Annotated in this window: 17 protein-coding genes; 5 read left to right on the top strand and 12 right to left on the bottom strand. The window is 61.8% G+C overall.

The annotated features are described in order from the left end of the window. Positions 1-119 precede the first annotated feature (119 nt). The 7 genes from ACCD00_RS08290 to ACCD00_RS08320 all read right to left on the bottom strand — a co-directional run bounded on the left by ACCD00_RS08290 (position 120) and on the right by ACCD00_RS08320 (position 5,659). Positions 120-1,337 (bottom strand): amino acid deaminase, encoded by a 1,218-nt coding sequence (locus ACCD00_RS08290; RefSeq protein WP_413423502.1) that lies wholly within the window; start codon positions 1,335-1,337, stop codon positions 120-122. A gap of 39 nt (positions 1,338-1,376) precedes the next feature. Continuing rightward, positions 1,377-2,141: an IclR family transcriptional regulator gene (locus ACCD00_RS08295; RefSeq protein WP_413423504.1), complete on the bottom strand. Its 765-nt coding sequence runs from the start codon at positions 2,139-2,141 to the stop codon at positions 1,377-1,379. Positions 2,142-2,215: 74 nt separating this feature from the next. After that, complete coding sequence (locus tag ACCD00_RS08300; RefSeq protein WP_413423506.1) at positions 2,216-2,605, bottom strand: RidA family protein; 390 nt, start codon at positions 2,603-2,605, stop codon at positions 2,216-2,218. A 29-nt stretch (positions 2,606-2,634) separates the two neighbouring features. Continuing rightward, positions 2,635-3,429 (bottom strand): amino acid ABC transporter ATP-binding protein, encoded by a 795-nt coding sequence (locus ACCD00_RS08305; protein ID WP_413423508.1) that lies wholly within the window; start codon positions 3,427-3,429, stop codon positions 2,635-2,637. After that, the gene (locus tag ACCD00_RS08310) at positions 3,426-4,088 is read right to left on the bottom strand and encodes an amino acid ABC transporter permease (RefSeq protein ID WP_413423510.1); all 663 of its coding nucleotides are present in this window, start codon (positions 4,086-4,088) and stop codon (positions 3,426-3,428) included. Before ACCD00_RS08310 ends, ACCD00_RS08305 begins: the two co-directional genes overlap by 4 nt. An 8-nt stretch (positions 4,089-4,096) precedes the next feature. Further along, positions 4,097-4,759, bottom strand: a complete 663-nt coding sequence (locus ACCD00_RS08315; RefSeq protein WP_008015908.1) for an amino acid ABC transporter permease — start codon at positions 4,757-4,759, stop codon at positions 4,097-4,099. A gap of 51 nt (positions 4,760-4,810) precedes the next feature. After that, entirely contained in the window at positions 4,811-5,659 is an 849-nt protein-coding gene (locus tag ACCD00_RS08320; RefSeq protein WP_413423512.1) for a transporter substrate-binding domain-containing protein, read from the bottom strand. 390 nt (positions 5,660-6,049) lie between these two features. On the opposite strand from ACCD00_RS08320, the gene wecB reads away from it, so the two are divergent. From wecB to ACCD00_RS08340, 4 genes are read left to right on the top strand one after another with little or no spacing between them, the layout of a single operon-like run. Beyond that, positions 6,050-7,204 carry a non-hydrolyzing UDP-N-acetylglucosamine 2-epimerase gene (gene wecB, locus ACCD00_RS08325; protein ID WP_413423514.1) on the top strand — a complete coding sequence of 385 codons (1,155 nt, stop codon included), beginning with the start codon at positions 6,050-6,052 and terminating at the stop codon, positions 7,202-7,204. Further along, entirely contained in the window at positions 7,201-9,375 is a 2,175-nt protein-coding gene (gene nrfB / locus ACCD00_RS08330; RefSeq protein ID WP_413423516.1) for a cyclic di-3',5'-guanylate-activated glycosyltransferase NrfB, read from the top strand. The genes wecB and nrfB overlap by 4 nt, the downstream gene beginning before the upstream one ends. Continuing rightward, complete coding sequence (locus tag ACCD00_RS08335) at positions 9,372-12,536, top strand: NfrA family protein (RefSeq protein WP_413423518.1); 3,165 nt, start codon at positions 9,372-9,374, stop codon at positions 12,534-12,536. Before nrfB ends, ACCD00_RS08335 begins: the two co-directional genes overlap by 4 nt. Next, positions 12,536-13,444, top strand: coding sequence for a DUF4434 family protein (locus tag ACCD00_RS08340; protein ID WP_413423520.1), 909 nt, complete (start codon positions 12,536-12,538; stop codon positions 13,442-13,444). Before ACCD00_RS08335 ends, ACCD00_RS08340 begins: the two co-directional genes overlap by 1 nt. A 137-nt stretch (positions 13,445-13,581) precedes the next feature. Here ACCD00_RS08340 and ACCD00_RS08345 read toward each other — a convergent pair whose 3' ends face one another. Continuing rightward, positions 13,582-13,986, bottom strand: a complete 405-nt coding sequence (locus ACCD00_RS08345) for a MerR family transcriptional regulator (protein ID WP_413423522.1) — start codon at positions 13,984-13,986, stop codon at positions 13,582-13,584. A 76-nt stretch (positions 13,987-14,062) separates the two neighbouring features. On the opposite strand from ACCD00_RS08345, the gene ACCD00_RS08350 reads away from it, so the two are divergent. Beyond that, positions 14,063-15,286 (top strand): NADH:flavin oxidoreductase/NADH oxidase family protein, encoded by a 1,224-nt coding sequence (locus ACCD00_RS08350; protein WP_413423524.1) that lies wholly within the window; start codon positions 14,063-14,065, stop codon positions 15,284-15,286. A gap of 145 nt (positions 15,287-15,431) precedes the next feature. On the opposite strand, the gene ACCD00_RS08355 is transcribed toward ACCD00_RS08350, so the two are convergent. The 4 genes from ACCD00_RS08355 to cobW form a co-directional block, all read right to left on the bottom strand. Beyond that, positions 15,432-15,977 (bottom strand): vWA domain-containing protein, encoded by a 546-nt coding sequence (locus ACCD00_RS08355; protein WP_413423526.1) that lies wholly within the window; start codon positions 15,975-15,977, stop codon positions 15,432-15,434. Positions 15,978-16,096: 119 nt separating this feature from the next. Beyond that, entirely contained in the window at positions 16,097-17,104 is a 1,008-nt protein-coding gene (locus ACCD00_RS08360; RefSeq protein ID WP_413423528.1) for an ATP-binding protein, read from the bottom strand. Positions 17,105-17,161: 57 nt separating this feature from the next. Then, complete coding sequence (cobN, locus tag ACCD00_RS08365; RefSeq protein WP_413423530.1) at positions 17,162-21,025, bottom strand: cobaltochelatase subunit CobN; 3,864 nt, start codon at positions 21,023-21,025, stop codon at positions 17,162-17,164. 3 nt (positions 21,026-21,028) lie between these two features. Further along, a complete protein-coding gene (cobW, locus tag ACCD00_RS08370; protein ID WP_413423581.1) occupies positions 21,029-22,099 on the bottom strand; it encodes a cobalamin biosynthesis protein CobW in 1,071 nt (356 codons plus the stop codon). Positions 22,100-22,191: the final 92 nt, after the last annotated feature.

Genomic DNA, 22,191 nt, shown 5'->3' on the forward strand with positions numbered 1-22,191 from the left:
CTCTTTTTGTCTGGTAGGGCCTCTTCGCGAGCAAGCCCGCTCCCACATTGGATCTTCGGTGTACACAAAACCCTGTGGGAGCGGGCTTGCTCGCGAACGGAGCGCCTCGCTCTCAAGCCTTAGAAACAGGTTTCCATGGTCTCGATGACGTTCAGTTGCTCGTCCACCAGACAGCCGATGCGCCACTTGTCGAACGTCAGGCACGGGTGCGAAGTGCCGAACGAAATGATGTCGCCCACCCGCAGATCAACCCCAGGCGCCACGGTCATGAACGCATGCTGGTCCATCACAGCGGTGACTTTGCAGGCACTCACATCATCGCCAACAGCTGGCACCACGCCAGCCTTGTAACGCAGCAACGGCACCGGCAAACCGGCGTCATAGGCCACGTCGCGTTTACCCAGGGCAATCACCGCAAACCCGGGTTCGGGCAACGACTGCACGTGCGCCCACACTTCCAGCGCCGGACGCAGGCCTTCGTGCAGGTCGCTGCGCCGGTCGAGCACACAGCACTGAGCTTCCTTGTAGATGCCATGATCGTGAGCCACATAACTGCCGGGACGCAACACGCTGAGGAAACGTCCACCAGCGTTCTGCGCTTCGAAGGACTCGGCAATCAGGTCGTACCAGGCCGAGCCCGATGCCGTAATGATCGGCTTGGCAATGGCGAACGCGCCGCTGTCCTGCAACTGCACCGCCAGACGCACCAGTGACGCGGCGAAATCGCGAATACCGGTCACGGCATGATCGCCATGAATCACCCCTTCGTAGCCTTCGATCCCGGTCAGGGCCAGGGCCGGTTGTGCGGCGATGGCCTTGGCCAGATCCAGCACCTCCTGCTCACTGCGACAACCGCATCGACCACCGACCACGCCGTATTCGATCATGACGTTGAGGCGCACGCCGCGGGAGGCGAAATAGGTGCCGAGGTCGGCGACGTTGTCCGGATGGTCGACCATGCAATAGAAGTCGAACGTCGGATCGACCAACAGGTCGGCGATCAGCGCCATGTTCGGTGTGCCGACCAACTGGTTGGCCATCAGCACACGACGCACGCCATGGGCGTAGGCCGCACGGGTTTGTGTGGCACTGGCCAGGGTGATGCCCCAGGCACCGGCGTCCAGTTGGCGACGGAACAATGCCGGGGTCATGCTGGTCTTGCCATGGGGCGCCAGCTCTGCACCGCTGTGACTGACGAACGCCTGCATCCAGCGGATGTTGTGCTCCAGCGCCTCGCGGTGCAGTACCAGCGCGGGCAGGCTGACGTCACGCACCAGGCTGGCACCGATCGGGGCTGCGCCTTTATCCACGTTGGCTGTATTGGGGGCAGTAGACATGGTCGAACTCCTCGTTCACGCGGCCGCAGGCAGCCGCTGTTATTCGTTGATGCGACGGGCCAGGCTGTTGGCGCTTTCGATCAGCACCCGGCGATATTCGTTGTAGTTGTTCCTGGCATCGGCCCTGGGGGCGACGATGCACAGGGTCGCGATGGCCACGCCGCCGGGGTCTTTGACCGGCGCGGCGAAGCAATGGGTAAAGGTGTCGGCGACGCTATCGAAAGAAAAGAAACCATCGATACCGGCCTGACGGATTTCCTTGAGGAACTGCTCAAGCGGCAGACGCTCGCCGTCGGGCAGGATGAAGTCGTCGTGGTCGATCAGGTCGACGATTTCCTGGTCGCTCAAGTGCGCCAGCAACAGGCGCCCGGATGCGGTCCAGGGGATGGGCGCGTTTTCGCCGATGTCCGAGGAAATGCGGAAATGCCGTTCCCCCTCCTTCATCAGCGCAACAGTGTATTTGCGCCCGTTGAGCAGGCACATCTGCGCCGTTTCACGGGTCTGGCTGACGATTTCCTGCAAGGCGTGATCGGCCTCGCGGGTGAGGTCGAAATGGCGCAAATGCGCCTGGCCGAGAAAGTACAACTGACGACCGAGGTAGACATGACCGTCCTTGCCCACCGGCTCCAGGATCCGCCGTTCCAGCAGCGAGGCCACCAGTTCGTAGACCGTGGATTTGGGGCTGCCGATGCCGTTGGCGATGTCGTTCGGGCGCAGGGGCTGGCCGATCTCCTTGAGGAAATCGAGGATATCGAACGCCCGGTCCAGACCGCGTGCCCGGCGCTTGATGGTGTCTTCGGTCATTTCAGTGGTTCCCATTCAAAGTGCCGGGAGTTTACCTGTAGGAGCTGGCTTGCCAGCGATGAAGCCACCTCGGTTCAGGCCTTTTTCTTGTACGCAATGCAGTCGATCTCGACCTTGCAGTCGACCATCATGTTCGCCTGCACGCAGGCACGGGCCGGGGCATGTTCGGGCTTGAAGTACTCGGAGAAGACCTTGTTGAAACTGGTGAAATCCCGCGGATCCTCCAGCCACACACCAGCACGCACCACATCTTCCAGGCCGAAACCGGCCTCTTCGAGAATCGCGATCAGGTTCTTCATGGTCTGGTGGGTCTGTTCGACGATGCCGCCAACAATGATCTCGCCATCCACCGCCGGCACCTGGCCGGAGACGTGCAACCAGCCGTCGGCTTCAACGGCGCGGGCGAAAGGACGAGGCGTGCCGCCAGCGGCGGAGCTGCCGGTGCCGTAACGAGTAATGCTCATGGGTGTTTCTCCTGATTGAAATCAAAGGATCAAAAACGTGTGCTTTTGAGGAATTCCGCCAGTCGTGGCGATTGCGGGCGTTCGAACAGGTCCTTGGGTGGCCCCTGCTCTTCGATTCGCCCCTGATTCATGAAAACGATCTTGTCCGACACCTCGAAGGCGAAGCGCATTTCGTGGGTCACCAACAGCATGGTCATGCCATCATCCGCCAGGCCCTTGATCACATTGAGCACTTCGCTGACCAGCTCCGGGTCCAGCGCTGAGGTCACTTCGTCGAACAGCATCAGGCTCGGGTTCATTGCAATCGCCCGGGCTATCGCCACGCGCTGCTGCTGACCGCCAGACAACTGACCAGGAAAGTGATCGCGCCGTTCCAGCAGGCCGACACGCTCCAGCCATTTCTCGGCCAGGGCCACGGCTTCGTCCTTGTGCAGTTTCTTGACCTTGAGCAGTCCCAGGGTGACGTTCTGCAACGCGGTCAGGTGCGGAAACAGGTTGAACTGCTGGAACGCCATGCCGGTCATGGCGCGATGACGGGCAATGACCTTTTCCGGGTGGCGAATGCGTTTGCCGTTGACCTCGTCATAACCGATGGATTCACCGTCAAGCAGGATCTGCCCGCCCTGGAATTCTTCAAGCATGTTCACGCAGCGCAGCAGCGTGGTCTTGCCCGAGCCGCTGGAGCCGATCAGTGTCACCACGTTGCCGCGCTGCATGGTCAGGTCGACGCCCTTGAGCACTTCGAGCTGGTCGTAGCGCTTGTGCAGGCCGCGAATGTCCAGCAGCGGTTGGCCGTTTTGTGCATTGGATTGAGTCTGAGTCATGGCAAAGCCACCCGCTTTTCAATGTGCCGGCCGAGTAACTCGATGCCGTAGTTGATGACGAAGAACAGGAAACCGGCGAACAGGTAAAACTCCAGGGTCATGAAGGTCCGGGCAATGATCTGCTGGGTACTGAGCAGCAATTCCGCCACACCGATCACCGACAACAGGGTCGAGGCCTTGACGATCTCGGTAGACGAATTGACCCAGGTCGGCAGGATCTGCCGCAACGCCTGGGGCAACAGCACGTACCCGAGGGCCTGGAAGAACGTCAGGCCGATGGCCTTGCTCGCCTCCATTTGCCCGCGCGGCAAGGCCTGCAACGCACCGCGCACGATCTCGGCGACGTGGGAGCCGCAGAACAGCGTCAACCCCAGTGCACCAGCCTGGAACGCGCTGATCTGCCAGCCGAGTGCCGGCGCCATGTAGAAGCACGCCAACACCAGCACGAACACTGGCGTGCCGCGAATCACATCGACATAAAAACGAAACGGTGCGCGCATCCAGAATTTGCCGTAGGTCAGTACCAGACCGGCGACGACGCCAACGAGCGTGCCGAGCAAAATCGCCAGCACCGACACCTGGACACTGGTCACAAAGCCTTGCCACAGCACTTCGCGCGCCACCCACAACTCATGCAACCAACTGGGGGATTCGTACATGGAGCCTCCTATCGGCGAATCGCCAGACGCTGCTCGAGGTAACGCAGCATCATGGCAATGAGGTAACAGGCCGCCACATAGAGCGCCGTGGTCACCAGCCAGGTTTCAATCACCCGGTAGCTTTCGACATTGATCTTGCGCGCGTAATAGGTCAGCTCCGGTACGGCGATTGCCGCCGCCAGCGAGGTGTCCTTGAACAGCGAAATGAAGTTGTTCGACAGCGCCGGCAACACATTGCGCAGCATCACCGGCACGGTGACGTAGGCCTTGACCTGCCATTCGCCGAGGCCAATGGCCAGGCCGGCTTCACGCTGGCCCTTGGGAATGCTCAGCAGACCGCCGCGGAACACTTCGGTCAGGTAGGCCCCGGCATACAGCGACAGGGTGATGATGAACGATGGAATCTTGTCCAGACGAATGCCCAGGCTCGGCAACGCAAAGTAGATCAACAGAATCAACACCAGGATCGGCGTATTACGGATCACCGTGACATACACCGACGCCAGCACCCGCAATGCGCGGTGCTTCGACAGCAAAGCAAACGCCATCATCAGGCCAATCACGCAGCCGATGGCGATCGACACCAGGGCCAGTTCGAGGCCCAGACCGAGCCCCGCCAGCAAGGTGTCGAAATCGCGCCAGACGGCGGCAAAATTCAACTGATAGTTCATGGTCAGCAGTACCTTGAGCGGGGCGCTCGGCGGCGCCCCACTCTCACGGAGTCATTTGAATTCGACGGGAAAGCCAATCGCCGGCGAAGGCAGATCGACACCGAACCACTGCTTGAACGATGCCGCGTAAGTCGGGAACTCAACGCCGGTCATGGCCTCATGCAGTGTGGTGTTGACGAAGTTCAGCCAGTCCTGGTCGCCGCGCTTGACTGCGCACGCATAGGTCTGCGGGCTCCAGGCGTAAGCCGGGCTGCGATAGCGGCCAGGGTTCTGCACCATCAGGTATTTCACCGAAGACTGGTCGGTGGCCGCCGCGTCGGCGCGGCCGGAGTTCACGGCCTGATACATCAGGTCCACGCTGTCGTACTGATCGACCTTGGCCTTGGGCAGCGCCTGATGCACCAGTTCTTCGGCATAGACGTTTTGCAGCACCGCCACGGTCAGGCCACTGCCAGCGGCCTGCATGTCGTCGATTTCCTTGTACTTGCTGTTGGCCGGCAGCAGCAGGCCGACGCCTTCGCGGTAGTACGGCAGGGTGAACGCCACTTGCTGGGCACGGCTGGCCGTCACAGTGATGAACTGGCAGCTCATGTCGACTTTGTCAGTCAGCAGGTTGGGGATACGCGCGTCGGACGACTGCACCACGAACTCGACTTTGCCCGGATCGTTGAACAACCCCTTGGCCACCATGCGCCCGATATCAATATCAAAGCCTTGCAACTTGCCATCCGCGCCCTGGAAGTGCCAAGGCGCATTGGTACTGCCGGTGCCTACAATCAGTTTGCCGCGGGCCAGAACACTGTCGAGCTTACTGTCCGCCGCCTGAGCCACGCCCATGGCAGCGGCGGATGCCGCGAAAAGAAGAACACACGCTTTGAATAACGAAGGTCGGCGATGCATGGCAAGCACTCCAGGGTGATGTTTATTCCGCTATACCGGAACTTGGTATGTAACAACGGAATAGACAGCAGAAAGTGTGCCACAGGATGTGGAGGGAATGTGAGGGGGATTGAAATTTGTTTTGAATCAGGGGGATGCGTACAATCAGGAAAAAACGCTACCAAATGCACAGAACCCCGACCGCTACCGTTGGCTACAAAGGGCGGGTATCTGGTTCACAACCTGGCGCGCCATGAGCCAACTCAGGGCAGTCCCTGCAAACGGCAGGACATTTGCCAGTCGCTGCCGCTCATTGGACAACCCCCCGTCCGGCTGCTTTATTCAATGCTCCAGTGATAATCGGTCTCAACAGCCGCGTCGCTTCGGCGTGTGCAGTCCCAGGAGAGGTTCATGTCCTTCAAAGTCATGATGGTTTTCGGCACGCGTCCGGAGGCTATCAAGATGGCACCGCTGGCGCGGGTCTTGCGTAACTGGCCCGGAATCGACCTGAACATCTGCTCCACCGGCCAGCACTGGGAAATGCTCAAGCAGGTCCTCGACTCGTTTGAACTGACGGTCGATGAAGACTTGCAGGTGATGACCCAGGGCCAGACCCTCAACGGCCTCTCCGAACAGCTGCTGGGGCAGCTCGACAAAGCCTACGAGCGGGTGCAACCGGATATCGTGCTGGTACACGGCGACACCACCACCAGCTTCATTGCCGCCCTCGCCGCCTTCAATCGCCAGTTGCCCATCGGCCATGTCGAGGCCGGGTTGCGTACCGGCAACTTGCGCGCACCCTGGCCGGAGGAAGCGAACCGGCGCCTGACCGGTGTCATCGCCGACCTGCATTTCGTGCCGACCCTCAATAACGAAGACAATTTGCTGCGCGAAGGTGTGTCCAAGGCCAACATTGAGGTCACCGGTAACACGGTGATTGATGCGCTGGTATGGATGCGCAATCACCAACAGGAAATCCACTGGCACCCGGCCGCCGACTCGCCGCTGGCCGTGCTCGACGACAACAGGCGCATGGTGCTGATCACCGGGCATCGCCGGGAGAACTTCGGCGGCGGTTTTCGCAACATCTGCCTGGCCCTGGCCACCCTCGCCGAACGATATCCCGATGTGCAATTCGTTTACCCGGTGCACCTCAATCCACAGGTGCAAAGCGCGGTGTACAGCGTGCTATCGGACAAACCCAATATCTATCTGGTGGCACCGCAGGATTACCAGCATTTCGTCTGGCTGATGGACCGCGCGTATTTCATTCTTACCGATTCCGGTGGCATCCAGGAGGAAGCCCCCGCCATTGGCAAACCGCTGTTGGTGCTGCGCGATGTCACGGAGCGGCCATTGGCGCTCGAAGGCGGAACGGTGGTGCTGGTGGGCACCGACACCGATCGTATCGTCAAGGAATCGAGCCTGTTGTTCGATGATCACGCGACCTTCCAGCGCATGAGCCGAGTCCATAGTCCTTATGGCGACGGACACGCCAGCGAGCGCATTGCCAATCGCCTCGGCATCTGGCTGAAACACCGTGCGGCGGTGGGTAAAGCCATATGAGCCTGGCTTTTGTCGACTTCTTTGCCTATGCGTTGTTCGGACTCAAATACCTCGCGATTATCCTGGCCCTGCTGATGTTCATACTTGGGCTCGATGATCTGTTCATCGACCTGGTGTACTGGACCCGCAAACTGATCCGGCGCTGGCGGATCTATGAAAAATTCGAACGCGCCGATGAGCAACGGCTGTATTCCATCGGCGAAAAACCCCTGGCGATCATGGTGCCGGCGTGGAACGAAGTCGGCGTGGTCGGCGAAATGGCGCGCCTGGCCGCCTCGACCATCGACTACGAGAACTATCAGATTTTCGTCGGCACCTACCCCAACGACGCCGAGACCCAGGCCGACGTCGATGCGGTGTGCCTGCACTACCCCAACGTGCACAAAGTGGTGTGCGCGCGCCCCGGCCCGACCAGCAAGGCTGACTGCCTGAACAACGTGATCGACGCGATCCTGCGCTTTGAAAACGCTGCGAAAATCCAGTTCGCCGGCTTCATCCTGCATGATGCCGAGGACGTGATTTCGCCCATGGAATTGCGTCTGTTCAACTACCTGCTGCCGGCCAAGGACCTGATCCAGATTCCGGTCTACCCCTACGCCCCGGAATGGAAAGGCTTCACCGCCGGGCACTACGTCGACGAGTTCGCCGAGAACCACGGCAAGGACGTCATTGTGCGCGAGGCATTGACCGGGCAAGTGCCCAGCGCCGGGGTCGGCACCTGTTTCAGCCGCAAGGCCATCATTGCCCTGCTCGAGGACGGTGACGGTATTGCCTTCGACGTGCAGAGTCTTACCGAAGACTACGACATCGGCTTTCGCCTCAAGCAAAAAGGCATGAAGTGCATCTTCGCCCGTTACTCGGTGACCGACCCGAAACTGGCGCTGGAACAGCCATGGGTATTCGGGATGGACCGTGCGTTTTCCCAGGTGATCTGCGTGCGCGAGCATTTCCCCCGGGATTTGCGGCACGCGATCCGCCAGAAGTCACGATGGATCGTTGGCATCGTGTTCCAGGGTACCAAGAACCTCGGTTGGAGCCCCAAGGGCCTGCTCAATTATTTTCTGTGGCGTGACCGCCGTGGCCTGATTGCGTACCTGTTGAGTTTCCTGGTGAACATCCTGCTAGTGGTATTGCTGGCGATGTGGCTGGTCACCGTGATCACGCCGAATGCCTGGCGGTTCCCGTCGATCCTCTCAGACTCCACGTTGTTGGTGACCCTGCTGTGGCTCAACGGCTTCATGCTGCTCAATCGGCTGTTTCAGCGCGGATGGTTTGTCACCCGTTATTACGGTCTGGGCGAAGGACTGCTGTCGGCCCCCCGGATGATGTGGAGCAATTTCGTCAACTTCTTCGCCAACCTCCGGGCGCTGCGCCAGGTGATGCAAATGGGCGATTCACGTCGCGTCGCCTGGGACAAGACCACTCATGAGTTTCCGGCCCTGGCCGAGGCCCAACGCACCCCGCTGGGCCATCGACTAGTGGAAAAAGGCCTGCTCTCTGAAGATCAGCTCGAAGCCGCAATCACCAACCCGGTACGCCGGCGCCTGGGTCAGGAACTGCTGCTGCGCGGACACATCGACACCACGCAACTGGTGCAAACCCTGGCCGAACAACTGGACCTTGAGTGGGCCCCACTCAATCCGTTCAAGCTCGACAAACGCCTGATCGACGCCGTGCCACGCAAAATCGCCACGCACTACGGCGTGCTGCCGGTCGCCGAGGACAACGAAACCCTGGTGTTGGCGTCCGAAGGTCCCGTGAGCCAAGTGTCTCTGGGGGCCATCAGCCGTCAACTGAAACGCCCGGTGCGGTGCCGCCTCGCACCACAAGGCCGGGTTACGCTGGGGATCCGCTACTGGTACGCCAGCCCTCGTCAAAGCGAGGAAGTACATCAGATGCTTGAGGTGCTCGAGCAACATCAGGACGACGAAGACCTGATCGAGCGCGTCAGCCATCACCAAGTGTTGCTGGGCAATCTGTTGCAAGTACGTGGCATGGTGCCGCCAACCCTGTTCAATCAGGCGCTGATCGATTTCGATGCGGAAAAAATGTCTCTGGGTGAACACTTGATTGAACGCGGCATGATCACACAGGAAATCCTCGAACAGGCCCTGGCCGATCAGACGAGCGAGCAGCACGCTGCCTACTGCATTGCCCGGGAGGCTGCATGAAGCCTGTCCATCGTCAGACCCTGATGGCCGGTAGCCTGTTGCTCTGCCTGAACACGACGGCATGGGTGCAAGCCGAACCCTTGACCGATTTCGATCGGTTCCGCAGTTACCCCTATATGGACCGCAGTTACCGCGAAGCGAAGAACGGCAACTGGAAGGAAGTCGAACGGCTGATGCGCCACCTGCTGAGCAACGTGCCGGAAAACGATGAAGCGCGGGCCCTGCTCGTGCAATCGCTGGTCAAACAGCGACGCTACAACGACGCCGTGCAGGCACTGCCCGACAATCCGGCCAACAGCGACGCCCTGCTCAACCTGCGCCTGACGTGGATAGAACAGGATCCGCCGGATAGCGAACAGGTGGAACAGTGGATCGCCAGCAGCGACATCACTCAGCGCATCCGTTTGTGGCAGGCCTACAGCCTGAGCCTGGCCAGGTACGGCGGCGCGGCCAAAGCCCATGACTGGCTGGCGCAACTGCCGCCCAAAGGTGACGCGCGCCTTCTGCATCTGGCGCGTGCCAATTGGTCCGAACAGTTGCACGACTGGGACGGCACCATCAAAGAGCTGGCGCCCCTGGCCGCGAATCAACAACTCGATGATCAAGGCTGGCAACGCCTGGCCAATGCCTACGTGCAACGCCTCGACGAGCAACCCCTGCAGCAATTGCTGCAGACAGCGCCTGGCCCGGAAGCGGCGCGCAAGGTTCGACTGGCCATGGTCGACCGGGCGATTGCCACGGGCCACGTCCAGCAGGCGCAGCGCTGGATGCAGTCGCTGTCACCTGCCGACCTTGCCGATCCGGCGCAACGCCAGCGCCTGTGGGAACTGGCGCGACAGACCGGCGACAGCGCCACGGTGCAACGCTTGAGTGGCGAGTTGCAGCGTCCGTGCCTTGAGACGGCCGAGTGGTTGTCCCGCCACGACCCACAAGCTGCGCTCGTCCAACTGAACAGTTGCCAACCCGAAGAAAACCCGCAGACCTGGCTGATCCTTGCCCAGCGCCTGCAAGCCACCGAACTGTTGCAAGCGACACGCCTGCCGGAACCCTGGGACTCGCGCCGCCGCGAACGCCTGCTCGACGTCTGGCACAATGGGGGCCGCAGCGACAAAATCATGGCCTACCTCGCCGGCCAGCCGCAGACCGCCGACGTGGTGAAACGTCGTGCCGAACTGCTCCAGGCCTCGGGTCGAAACCGCGAAGCGGCGACTTTCTGGGAGCGGCATTATCAGCAGACCGGCAACCTCGATTCGCTCGGTCAGGCGACCTATCTGGCGCTGAATGCCGGCCAACGGGAACAGGCGCAACAGTTACTCGAAACGGCCTACGACCATCACGGCGGCAAGCTGCCAACAGCCCTGCTACAACGGTTGGCGGGGTTATATGCCGCGTCGACGCCGACCGCGGCACAACAGCAACGCATCGTTTCGTTGCTCAACCGCGTCGACCCCGTCACTCGCGGGCAACTGCTCGCGCAACTGGCGGAAAACGGCCAGTGCGACGCTGTTCAACAGGCGATTGGCGATCTCCCGCAAGCCGCGGGCGACTACCGCGCCCTCGGCCGTTGTGCAATGCCCGAGCGCCCCGGTGAAGCGGTGGTGTATTACCAGACCGCCGAAAAAATGGGCGACCAAAACAGTCGCTTGCCACTGGCTTACGCCCTGGAAGCTGGCGGAGATTCGGCGGGTGCCCTGGCCATCTGGCGCAGTTTTCCGGACGCCGAACTCAGCGACAATGCCCGCCTAACTGCCAGCCGCGGTGCCCTCAGCATCGGCGACACGCAAACGGCCGAACACTACTGGCAACAAAGCCTCACCCGCAGCGCCAATGAGTGGGCGTTGGGCGCGGCGATCGCCGATGCCCGGGGCGATCACACTCTCGCGCTACAGCGTCAGCGTTCCGCCCTGCAGCTGGTACCGGATGCCGAGCATTTCTATGCGGCCTCGGTCACGGCGCAAAAGGCCGGCGACCTGCAACAAAGTACCGAATGGCTGGCCGAGGCCGTGCGCCGCGCCCCGGACAACCCCCGTTATCGCGCCGACTACGGCGTGCGCCTGGCCGGTGCCGGGACCCAGGCAGAACGCGCCCGAGCCATCCCGTACCTGCAACGCGCCACCCGGGACTTCCCGGAGGACTATCGCCTTGGCGAAACCCTGGCCTGGCGTTATGACGAGGTCGAAGACAGCGCCTCGGCGCGCAAGGAACTGCGTCGGGTGATCGACCTGGAACAGAACCCGGTAGCCACCGATGACGAGGATGGCAGCATGCAAGCGCGTCGCTATCGCCAGCGCCGCGCCCACGAAAGCCTGTCCCGTCGCGACTCCGTCACCATCGCCAGCACCTGGTCACCGGCCGGGGTATCGACCAACGACATCCTGCGCCCCGACGACAGCACCGGCACGCAACGCCGCTCCAGCTCGCAGAACGTGCAACTGGCCATGTGGGACCACGCGCTGGGCGAGGAACCCAGCCGCGCCGGCAGCACGTTGTCGGTCTACGGCCGTGTATTGCTCGGTGGTGTGGGCCGGTCAAGCTATGCCGAATCCCTCGGCACCGGCGTCGGTCTGCGCTACAAGCCCTGGGGCACCGCCAACATCAACTTCTACGGCGAGATCTACAAACAAAGCCAGTTCGATGCTGAAGACAACCACGGCCTGAGCCTTGGGCAAATGCTGGTTCCGGAAAAACTCTCCGATCAGGTCAGCGATCATCGTCAGGACGGCCACACCACCACCGATTATCTGCTGCGTACAACAGCGTCGTTCCTTGATCAGGGGCGATTGCGCAACGATTGGCGGGTCGATGAAAGCGATTGGGAAGAGCGCTTCCTCTACCTTGACGCGGCATGGTGGACCAAGGCCGGCGAGCATCAATGGCTGTCACGCTTCCAGCAGGGACACACCTGGAAGCTGCCGTTCAACGGCGCGCAAACCCTCATGCCGTACGGTTTTCTCGAGTTCGCCACCCAGGACCCGAGCAACGAATGGCGCCAGGACTTGCGCACAGGGTTGGGCTTGCGTTGGCAATGGTGGTTCAACGATGACCACTACAACGCCTATCGCGCACACCTGTCGGTGCGCACCGAATATCAGCAATGGCTGGGCGGCAATCTGTATGAAGGCGGTAACGGTGTGCTGGTGGGCGTGGAGTTGAATTTCTGATGAGGCGATTTCTTTTGGTTTTTTGCCTGTTACTGGGGGGTGTGGCGAGCCATGCTGACGAGCGGATTTTCTATCAGCCACTCAATGTCGATGCCAACCTGAGCCAGGCGCAATGGCAGCAAATCTGGCAAGACACCGCCCGCCAAGGTGCGCACACGGTGATCGTGCAGTGGACGGCCTACGGTGATTCGGACTTCGGCGGTGCCAACGGCTGGCTCGCCGACAGCCTGAAACTGGCCCAGGCCCAAGGCCTGAAACTGGTGCTGGGACTGCGCATGGACCCGGCCTACTACCAGCGCATCGATGAATTGGACAGCGCCGGGTTGGCAATGTACTGGCAGACGCAGCTGGGGCAGTCCCTGACCCAACAGCAGAAATTGCGCAAAGACTGGAAACTCCCGGTCAGCGGCTGGTATTTGCCCATGGAACTGGATGACCTGCACTTTCTGCCGCTGGATCGCCGGCAAACGCTGCAACGCCAGCTCAAGGACTTTTCCGGCAAACTCGACGCGCCGCTGCACATCAGCGTATTCAACGTCGGCAAACTCGCGCCGCCAGTCAATGGTCAGTGGCTGGGCGAAATGGCGAACGCCGGAATTCAGGTGTGGTGGCAGGACGGCGCCGGCACCGGACGTTTGCCACTCTTGATTCGCAACGGCTACGCCAATGCTCTGCCCTGCTCCATTGGCATCGTCAGGGAAGCCTTCCGGCAAGTCAGCACTGCCGGGCAACCGTTCCGCGCCGAACCGATGCCCCCCCAATCGACATCGCCGGGTTGCCACCTGACATCGGTTTTCTCCCTGCGCTACCGTCCGTGGGGCAAGGTGATCCTCGATAACCAGCACAACAGCAAGGTCGGCGATGTACAAAACCATCAGCATCGGCCTGGCCCGGGTACTCGATGGTGACACCCTGAACCAGGCGCTGGTCAAGGCCGATGAAGCCCTGTAAGCGTCAAAACATACGGGCAAGGGTCGGTATTCGTTTCATCAATGAACTGATCCACCCAATCGCGAGCAGGCTCGCTCCCGTATCCCGACCCGACCTAGTGCTTGAATGACGTCATCACCCGTTCCGCATTTTCATCGCAACTCATGCCTTCGGGCCGGGCCTGGATGGTGTCGATCCAGCCCAGCAACTGTGCCTTGCTATGGGCCAGGTGCCGTTGCATCTCTTCGATCTGCTCGATCTTGCGATGCAGGCCGGCCATCAACTCATCGTGCTTGAACGCGCCCGTCAGATTATCCGGCAGTAACTGCTTGAGTTCCTCCAGGCTGAAACCGGCTTGTTGCGCACACTGGATGATTTGCAGGGTTTGCAACGCCTGTTGCGAGTAACGCCGATAACCGTTGGCAGAACGCTCGACCTGCCGGATCAATCCCTGAGACTCGTAAAAACGGATGCGCGAGGCGGTCAGCCCGCTCAACTGTGCCAATTCACCAATCTTCATACGGATCTCATTTACCTGCTTGACATTAAAGTTAACTTTAAGCTTAGCCTCTGCTCATCACTACGAGGAGTCAAGCATGTCGCCCTTCCAAACCTTGAATTTGCCCAACGGCCAGACCATCGGTAATCGCATTGCCAAAGCCGCGATGGAAGAGAACCTCGCCAACACCGATCAGGTGCCCGACCAGGCGCTGTTTCGCCTGTACCAGGCCTGGGCCGAGGGCGAGGCCGGCTTGCTGCTGACCGGCAATGTAATGATCGACCGCCGTGCAATGACCGGACCCGGTGGTGTAGCGCTGGAGGACGAGCGTCATCTGGAACGTTTTCGCCAGTGGGCCACTGTCGGCCGGGCTGGCGGTGCGCACTTCTGGATGCAGCTCAACCATCCTGGCCGCCAGACCATGGCCAATCTTGGCCAGCAAGCTCTGGCGCCGTCGGCGGTTGCACTGGATCTCGGCCAGTTCTCGAAGATGTTCGCCGAACCCAAGCCCATGAGCGAGGACGACATCCAGGAGGTGATCCGGCGCTTCGCCACCAGCGCCGCACTGGCGGAGAAAGCCGGCTTTACCGGTGTGCAGATCCACGCCGCCCATGGCTACCTGATCAGCCAGTTCCTTTCGCCGATCACCAATCGGCGCACCGATCATTGGGGCGGTTCGCTGGAAAATCGTGCGCGCCTGCTGTTGTCCGTTGTCGAGGCGGTTCGCCAGGCGGTGTCGCCGCAATTCTGTGTATCGGTAAAACTCAACTCAGCGGATTTCCAGCGCGGTGGTTTCGATGCCGATGATGCACGGCAAGTGATCCAGTGGCTTAACGAACAACCGATCGACCTGCTGGAACTCTCCGGTGGCAGTTACGAAGCACCGGCCATGCAGGGCGAAGCGCGCGACGGCCGGACCCTGGCACGGGAGGCGTACTTTCTGGAAATGGCCGGTGAACTGGCCAGCGTGGCGCGGATGCCGGTGATGGTGACCGGCGGAATCCGGCGTCTGGCAATCGTCGAACAGGTCCTCGACAGCGGCCTCGCCATGGCCGGCATCGGCACCGCCCTGGCCGTGGAACCGCAATTGGTCAAACACTGGCGCGAAGGCCAGAACAGCCATCCGCAACTGCCGCCGATCCGCTGGAAGCGTAAACCCCTGGCAGCGCTGGCGAGCATGGCGGTGGTCAAGTTCCAGCTGCATCGCTTGAGCCGTGGGCGCAAAACCCGGCCTGAAGTCTCGGCGCTATGGGCATTGATTCTCGACCAGCTGTACATTGGCAAGCGTACCCGGCAGTACCGGCAGGCGATGGGCAAGTAATCCGAAATGGATGGTGACTGACCCACCGCTTTCGCGGGCAAGCCCGCTCCCACAAGGTTTGGCATCTACCGAATGTTTCAGGCAAGGCAAATAACCTGTGGGAGCGGGCTTGCCCGCGATGAGGCCAGTACAGGCGAAACAGATCTCAGCCAGGAATCAGCTCGTCAATGTGCCGATACTCAGCCTGCAACTGCGCAGCCAGCAACTTGCTGCGCCCAAGCCGGATCGGCCCGCGCTCGATGTCGATCAACAGCCCCGGACATTCCAGCGTCGGCAGCAGCGGCCAGTCCTTCAGCCGGCCATCGGTCACCAACAACAACCGCTGCTGCTCTGCCGGAAAGCGCTTTTGCCGTGCGCCAAGCCATCGCCCTGCTTCGCTCAATGCCGCCAGCAACGGCGTGCCGCCACCTGCGCCAAGGCCATCGAGCCAATGGCGCAGCCCCGTGAAAGCCTTGAAGCCCTGCACCTGCCACTTGGGCGCAGAACCGCTGGCCGTGAGCAGGGCCAGGCGTGCACGCTGGCGATAGGCATCGTCGAACAGTTGCGCCAGCAAGCCCTTGGCATCGCTCAATGCCTGATGACGGCGGGTCGATGCGGAGGCATCAACGATCACCAGCCACAGTTCATGGGGCGAGCGAGTACGCAGGTGAAACAACAGATCGTCGCGCTGACGCGGCCGGCCATTGAGCAATGTGCCGGGCCAGTTGACCGAACCACTGCGGGCTGCGTGACGTTTGCCCAGTTTGCCGTGGTCCAGCCGCCCGGCTCGAGGTCTGGCATTCGCCCCCGCGTCGGAGCGAGGGCGAATGCCTAGGGCTTTTTTGGCCAGCTCGGCACTTCACGTCGGGCGCCGACCGCCAGCGCCTGGGCAGGCAATTCGCCCCACTGGCCCTGCCCTTCGCTCGGGTTGGCGTTCTGCGGTGCAGTGGATTGCGGCGCGTGGGATTCCTGAGACGTCGGCGCCGAATGCTCGCGACGGCGATGGCGCAAAGCGAACTCGGCGACTGCGTCGATATCTTGTTCGGCGATAGCGTTTGCCCCGCGCCAGGCGGCGTGAGCCCGTGCGGCACGCAGCCAGACCAGATCGGCGCGCAAGCCATCGACGCCGGCGGCAAAGCAACGTTCAGTGATACATGCCAGCGCCTGGTCGTCGAGGGGAATGCTTGCCAGGGCGTTGCGTGCGTTCTGGCAACGTTCGCGCAGAGACGCCTGCGCCGATTCCCATTCGACGCAGAAAGCTTGCGGATCGCTGTCGAAATCCAGGCGACGGCGAATGATCTGGCCTCGTTCTGTCGGAGCTGTTTGGCCACTCAGGGCGACGTTCAAGCCGAAGCGGTCGAGCAGTTGCGGACGCAGTTCACCCTCCTCCGGGTTCATGGTGCCAATCAGCACGAACTTCGCCGAGTGCCGATGGGAAATGCCATCACGCTCGACCAGATTGGTGCCGCTGGCGGCCACATCGAGCAGCAGGTCAACGAGGTGATCAGGCAACAGATTGACCTCGTCGACGTAAAGCACGCCGCCGTCAGCCCTGGCCAGTACGCCGGGCGAAAACTGCGCGCGACCTTCGCCCAGCGCCACGTCGAGATCGAGGGTACCGACCAGGCGTTCCTCGGTGGCACCCAAGGGCAATGTGACGAACTGACCGCTGGCCAGCAGGTCCGCCAGACCGCGGGCCAGGGTCGACTTGGCCATGCCCCGCGGGCCTTCGATCAGTACACCGCCGATTTTCGGGTCGATGGCGGTCAAGTACAGGGCCAGCTTCAAATCGTCGGCGCCGACCACGGCGGAGAGGGGGAAATGCGGGGTGTAGGTCATCTTGAATACTCGGTCATGGTCGGTAATTTCACAGTCACTTGAGTGCCATGTGGCGCATCAGCTGTCTTCTTCTATATCCAGCAACAAATTCTCCAGCGCCTCGCGGTACTCGCCCGGGTCCTTCCACATCCCGCGTTGTTGAGCCTCGAGCATGCGCTCAGTCATGTCGCGCAAGGCATGGGGATTGTGTTCGCGAACGAAGTCCCGGGTGTCCGGGTCGAGCAAATAGGCATCGGCCAGCAACGCGTACTGGTGATCGTCAATCAACTGCGTAGTGGCATCGAAGGCGAACAGGTTATCGACTGTCGCGGCCATTTCGAACGCACCTTTGTAGCCGTGGCGTTTAACGCCTTCGAGCCATTTCGGATTGGCGGCCCGGGAGCGGATGACCCGGTTCAGCTCTTCCTTCAAGGTGCGAATCTTCGGCAAGTCCGGCTGACTGTGATCGCCATGATAACTGGCCGCCGCCTCGCCTTTCAGGCTTTCCACCGCCGCAAGCATGCCGCCCTGGAACTGGTAGTAATCGTTGGAGTCGAGCAGATCGTGCTCGCGGTTATCCTGGTTTTGCAGCACCGCCTGTACCTGGCTCAGGCGCTGAGTGAACTGCTCACGAGCGGCGGTGCCCTCGTCAGCACCACCGTAAGCGTAGCCACCCCAGTTGAGGTAGACCTCGGCCAAATCCTCGCGGGTCTGCCACAGCCGACCATCGATGGCGCCCTGCACGCCTGCGCCGTAGGCACCGGGTTTGGCCCCGAAAATCCGCCAGCCGGCCTGACGTCGCGCCGCGTCTTCATCGAGCCCTGCCTGCAACAAGGCTGCACGCTCGGCGCGCACCTTGGCCGCCAGCGGATTGAGGTCGTCCGGCTCATCCAGGTCGGCGACCGCTTGCACCGCCGCGTCGAACAAGCGAATCAGATTGGCGAAGGCATCACGGAAGAAACCGGACACCCGCAAGGTCACGTCCACCCGCGGACGGTCAAGCAGACTCAGGGGCAGAATCTCGAAATCATCGACCCGCTGACTGCCGGTCGCCCAGACCGGACGCACCCCCATCAACGCCATCGCCTGGGCGATGTCATCGCCGCCGGTGCGCATGGTCGCGGTGCCCCATACCGACAGGCCGAGCTGGCGCAAATGATCGCCGTGGTCTTGCAGATGCCGTTCGAGAATCAGGTTGGCCGACTGGAAACCGATGCGCCACGCCGTGGTGGTCGGCAGGTTGCGCACGTCCACCGAGTAAAAATTGCGCCCGGTGGGCAGCACGTCCAGACGACCGCGACTCGGTGCACCGCTCGGGCCAGCGGGGACGAAGCGACCGCTCAGGGCATCGAGCAAACCGCGCATTTCCGCCGGGCCGCAGGCGTCCAGACGCGGGGCGACCACCTCGCGCAGGCTGTCGAGGATGGCTTGTACCTCAATCCAGCCTGCCCCCTGTAGGAGCAAGCTTGCTCGCGATGGAGTGTCAGTCGACACCAATGTGGCTGACACAACATCGCGAGCAAGCTCGCTCCTACAAGGGCCAGGTTTGGTTTGGGAGGGAGCATCCACTGCCTGCGAGATCAGTTGTGTGGCGAACAGCTCGAGGCGTTCGCGGGTATCGCCAGTGGTGCGCCAGAGTTCATGGCTGATCGACAACAAGGCATTCGGTCGAGGCCCGGTCCACGGCTCGGCCAATGCACAATCGAGCGGATCGAACCCCAGCTCGAAAGCCTTGGCCAACGCCCGCAGCAGACTCGACTGCGCCCCACGGCCATCGCCCCGTGGAATGCGCAACAGCGCGAGCAAAGTGTCAATGCGCAAGCGCCCGGTGGGCGATTCGCCGAACACATGCAGGCCGTCGCGGATCTGCGACTCTTTCAAGTCACACAGGTAAGTGTCCAGACGCGGCAACCAGATCGCTGCGTCGGCATCGCTGTCGAGTTGCTCGTCCAGTTGCAGTTCACGGTCGATGTGCGTGTCGCGCACCAGTTGCAGGATGTCGCGCTGCAACTCTCGGGCGCGGCGCGGATCGAGCAGCTGCGCTTCGTAATATTCGTCTGCCAACAGTTCGAGGTTGCGCAGCGGACCATAGGTTTCGGCGCGGGTCAGTGGTGGCATCAAGTGATCGATGATAACCGCTTGGGTCCGCCGCTTGGCCTGGGCACCCTCGCCCGGGTCGTTGACGATGAACGGATAGATGTTCGGCAGCGGCCCGAGCAGTGCATCCGGCCAGCAGTGTTCCGAGAGCCCGACACCCTTGCCCGGCAGCCATTCAAGGTTACCGTGTTTGCCGACGTGGATCACACCGTGGGCGCCATAGGTGTTGCGCAGCCAGAAGTAAAACGCCAGGTAACCGTGGGGCGGTACCAGGTCCGGATCGTGGTACACAGCGCTCGGGTCGACCTGATAACCCCGGGCCGGTTGAATGCCGACGAAGGTCAGACCGAAACGCAGGCCGGCGATCATCATTCGCCCGCTACGACACATCGGGTCGTTCTCCGGCGCCCCCCAACGTTCTTCTACCGCCGCGCGGTTGGCTTCGGGCAGTGCGTTGAACATCGCCAGGTAATCGTCCATGGCCAGGCTTTGTTGGCACGGACGCAAGTCGAGGGTGTCGAGATCGTTGCTGACCCCGCCCAGCAACTGCTGGATCAGGCGGGTGCCGCTGTCCGGCAACTCTGCCGGCAACGGATAACCTTCGGCATGCAGTGCCCGCAGGATATTCAGCGCAGCGGCCGGGGTGTCGAGGCCGACGCCATTGCCGATGCGACCGTCGCGGGTCGGGTAATTGGCGAGAATCAGGGCAATGCGTTTCTCGGCGTTCGGCACCCGCGCCAGTTCGACCCAGCGCCGTGCCAGTTCGGCAACGAAGTCCATGCGTTCCGGCTGTGGCCGGTAGCACACCACATCCGACTGACTGCGCTCACTGCGCCACGCCAGGTCCTTGAAGCTGATCGGGCGGCTGATGATGCGTCCGTCCAGTTCTGGCAAGGCAATGTGCATCGCCAGGTCGCGAGGGCCAAGCCCTTGTTCACTGGCGCGCCAACCCGGTTCGTTGTCCTGGGCGCAAATCGCCTGGATCACCGGAATATTGCGGCGGAACGGCCGCAGATGCGGTGCTTCCGGGCTGGACTGGGCGAAGCCGGTGGTATTCAGAATCACCGAGACGCAGGCCTCGTCGAGCCAGTCCTCGACCACGCAAAGACAGCCGGGCTCTTTCAGGCTCGCCAGCGCGATCGGCAACGGATTCAACCCCGCTGCCTGCAAACGCTGGCAAAAAACATCAATGAAAGCGGTGTTCGCCGCCTGCAAATGCGAGCGATAAAACAGCACCGCCGCCACGGGTTGATCGGCGTACCAGTCGGCCTGCCAGTCGCGCAGTGCGGCAGAATGTTTGTGCGGATGGTAAATCGCTGCGCGTGGCAGGGTTTGCGGTTCGCCCCAGGTGTAATCACGTGCCAGCCAGCGATTGGCCAGACAGCGGAAGAAGTCCAGGGCGTTACCCATGCCACCCTGACGCAGAAATTGCCAGAGCCGGTCGCGATCCTCGACGCCGACGGTGCTCAGGTCGCTGAGCTCCGGGTCCGGGCGATCATCGCCCGGCACCAGAATGACCTGCACGCCGCGCTGCGACAGTTCGACCAGACGCTCGATGCCGTAACGCCAATAGGCGATGCCGCCGTGCAGTGAAATCAGGATCACCTTGGCGTGACGCAGCACTTCGTCGACGTACAAATCGACCGAGGCATGGTTCTGCACCTGCATCGGGTTGGCCAGGCGCACGCCCGGATAATCGTCGGGCAACTGCTGCGCTGCCTCGGCGAGCAGCGCCAGGCTGGAATCGCCGCTGCACAGGACCACCAGCTCGGCGGGGGTTTGTCCAAGGTCGGCGATGTTGTCATCCGACACGAAACCGCCGGGCTGGGTCCTGAGCAGGTGCATGGCTTACACGCTGAGCGCGGCGCGCAGTTGCGCTTCGAGAACAGTAGCGTCGAGCTCCTGGCCGATCAGCACCAGGCGGGTGATGCGCGCTTCTTCAGCACCCCACTGGCGGTCGAAGTGCTTGTCGAAACGCGTGCCCACGCCCTGGATCAGCAGGCGCATCGGCTTGTTCGGCACGGCGGCGAAGCCTTTGACGCGCAGGATGCCGTGCTGGACCACCAGTTGGGTCAGCGCGTCCATCAGCAGGCTTTCGTCGGCTTGCGGCAGTTCGATGGAGATCGAATCGAAGGCGTCATGATCGTGGTCATCATGATCGTCGTCGCCATCGTGATGATGGTCGTGGTGGCTGTGGCGGCTGTCGATGTGTTCTTCAGAACCGGCACCGAGGCCGATCAGCACGTCCAGTGGCAGGCGACCGCTGCTGGCTTCGACGATTTTCACCGCTGGCGGCAACTCTTCGGCGACTTCCAGGCGCACGCGGGCCAGGTCTGCCGGGTTGATCAGGTCGGTCTTGTTGAGGATCACCAGGTCGGCGCTGGCCAGTTGGTCAGCGAACAGTTCGTGCAGCGGCGATTCGTGGTCCAGGTTCGGGTCGAGTTTGCGCTGGGCGTCGACCTGGTCCGGGAACGCGGCAAAGGTGCCGGCGGCCACGGCCGGGCTGTCGACCACGGTGATGACCGCGTCAACGGTGCAGGCGCTGCGGATTTCCGGCCACTGGAAGGCTTGCACCAGCGGCTTTGGCAGTGCCAGACCGGAGGTTTCGATGAGGATGTGGTCGAGATCGCCGCGACGGGCCACCAGTTCGCGCATCACCGGGAAGAATTCTTCCTGGACGGTGCAGCACAGGCAGCCGTTGGCCAGCTCATAGACACGGCCGCTGGCTTCTTCTTCGGTGCAACCGATCGAGCACTGCTTGAGGATTTCGCCATCAATGCCCAATTCACCGAATTCGTTGACGATCACCGCGATGCGGCGACCCTGGGCGTTGTCGAGCATGTGCCGTAGCAGCGTGGTTTTGCCCGAGCCGAGAAAGCCGGTAACGATGGTGACAGGGAGTTTGGCCAGTGTTTTCATCGGATGCCCTATGGCTAAGGTGGCGGGCATACGGGACGACAACCGGCAACGCGCATGCGGTTGCCTGAAGAGTTCGCCACCGGATCACCCCG

It is taken from the genome of Pseudomonas sp. Pseusp3, assembly GCF_047304225.1.
Classification (GTDB): Bacteria; Pseudomonadota; Gammaproteobacteria; order Pseudomonadales; family Pseudomonadaceae; genus Aquipseudomonas; species Aquipseudomonas fluorescens_CD.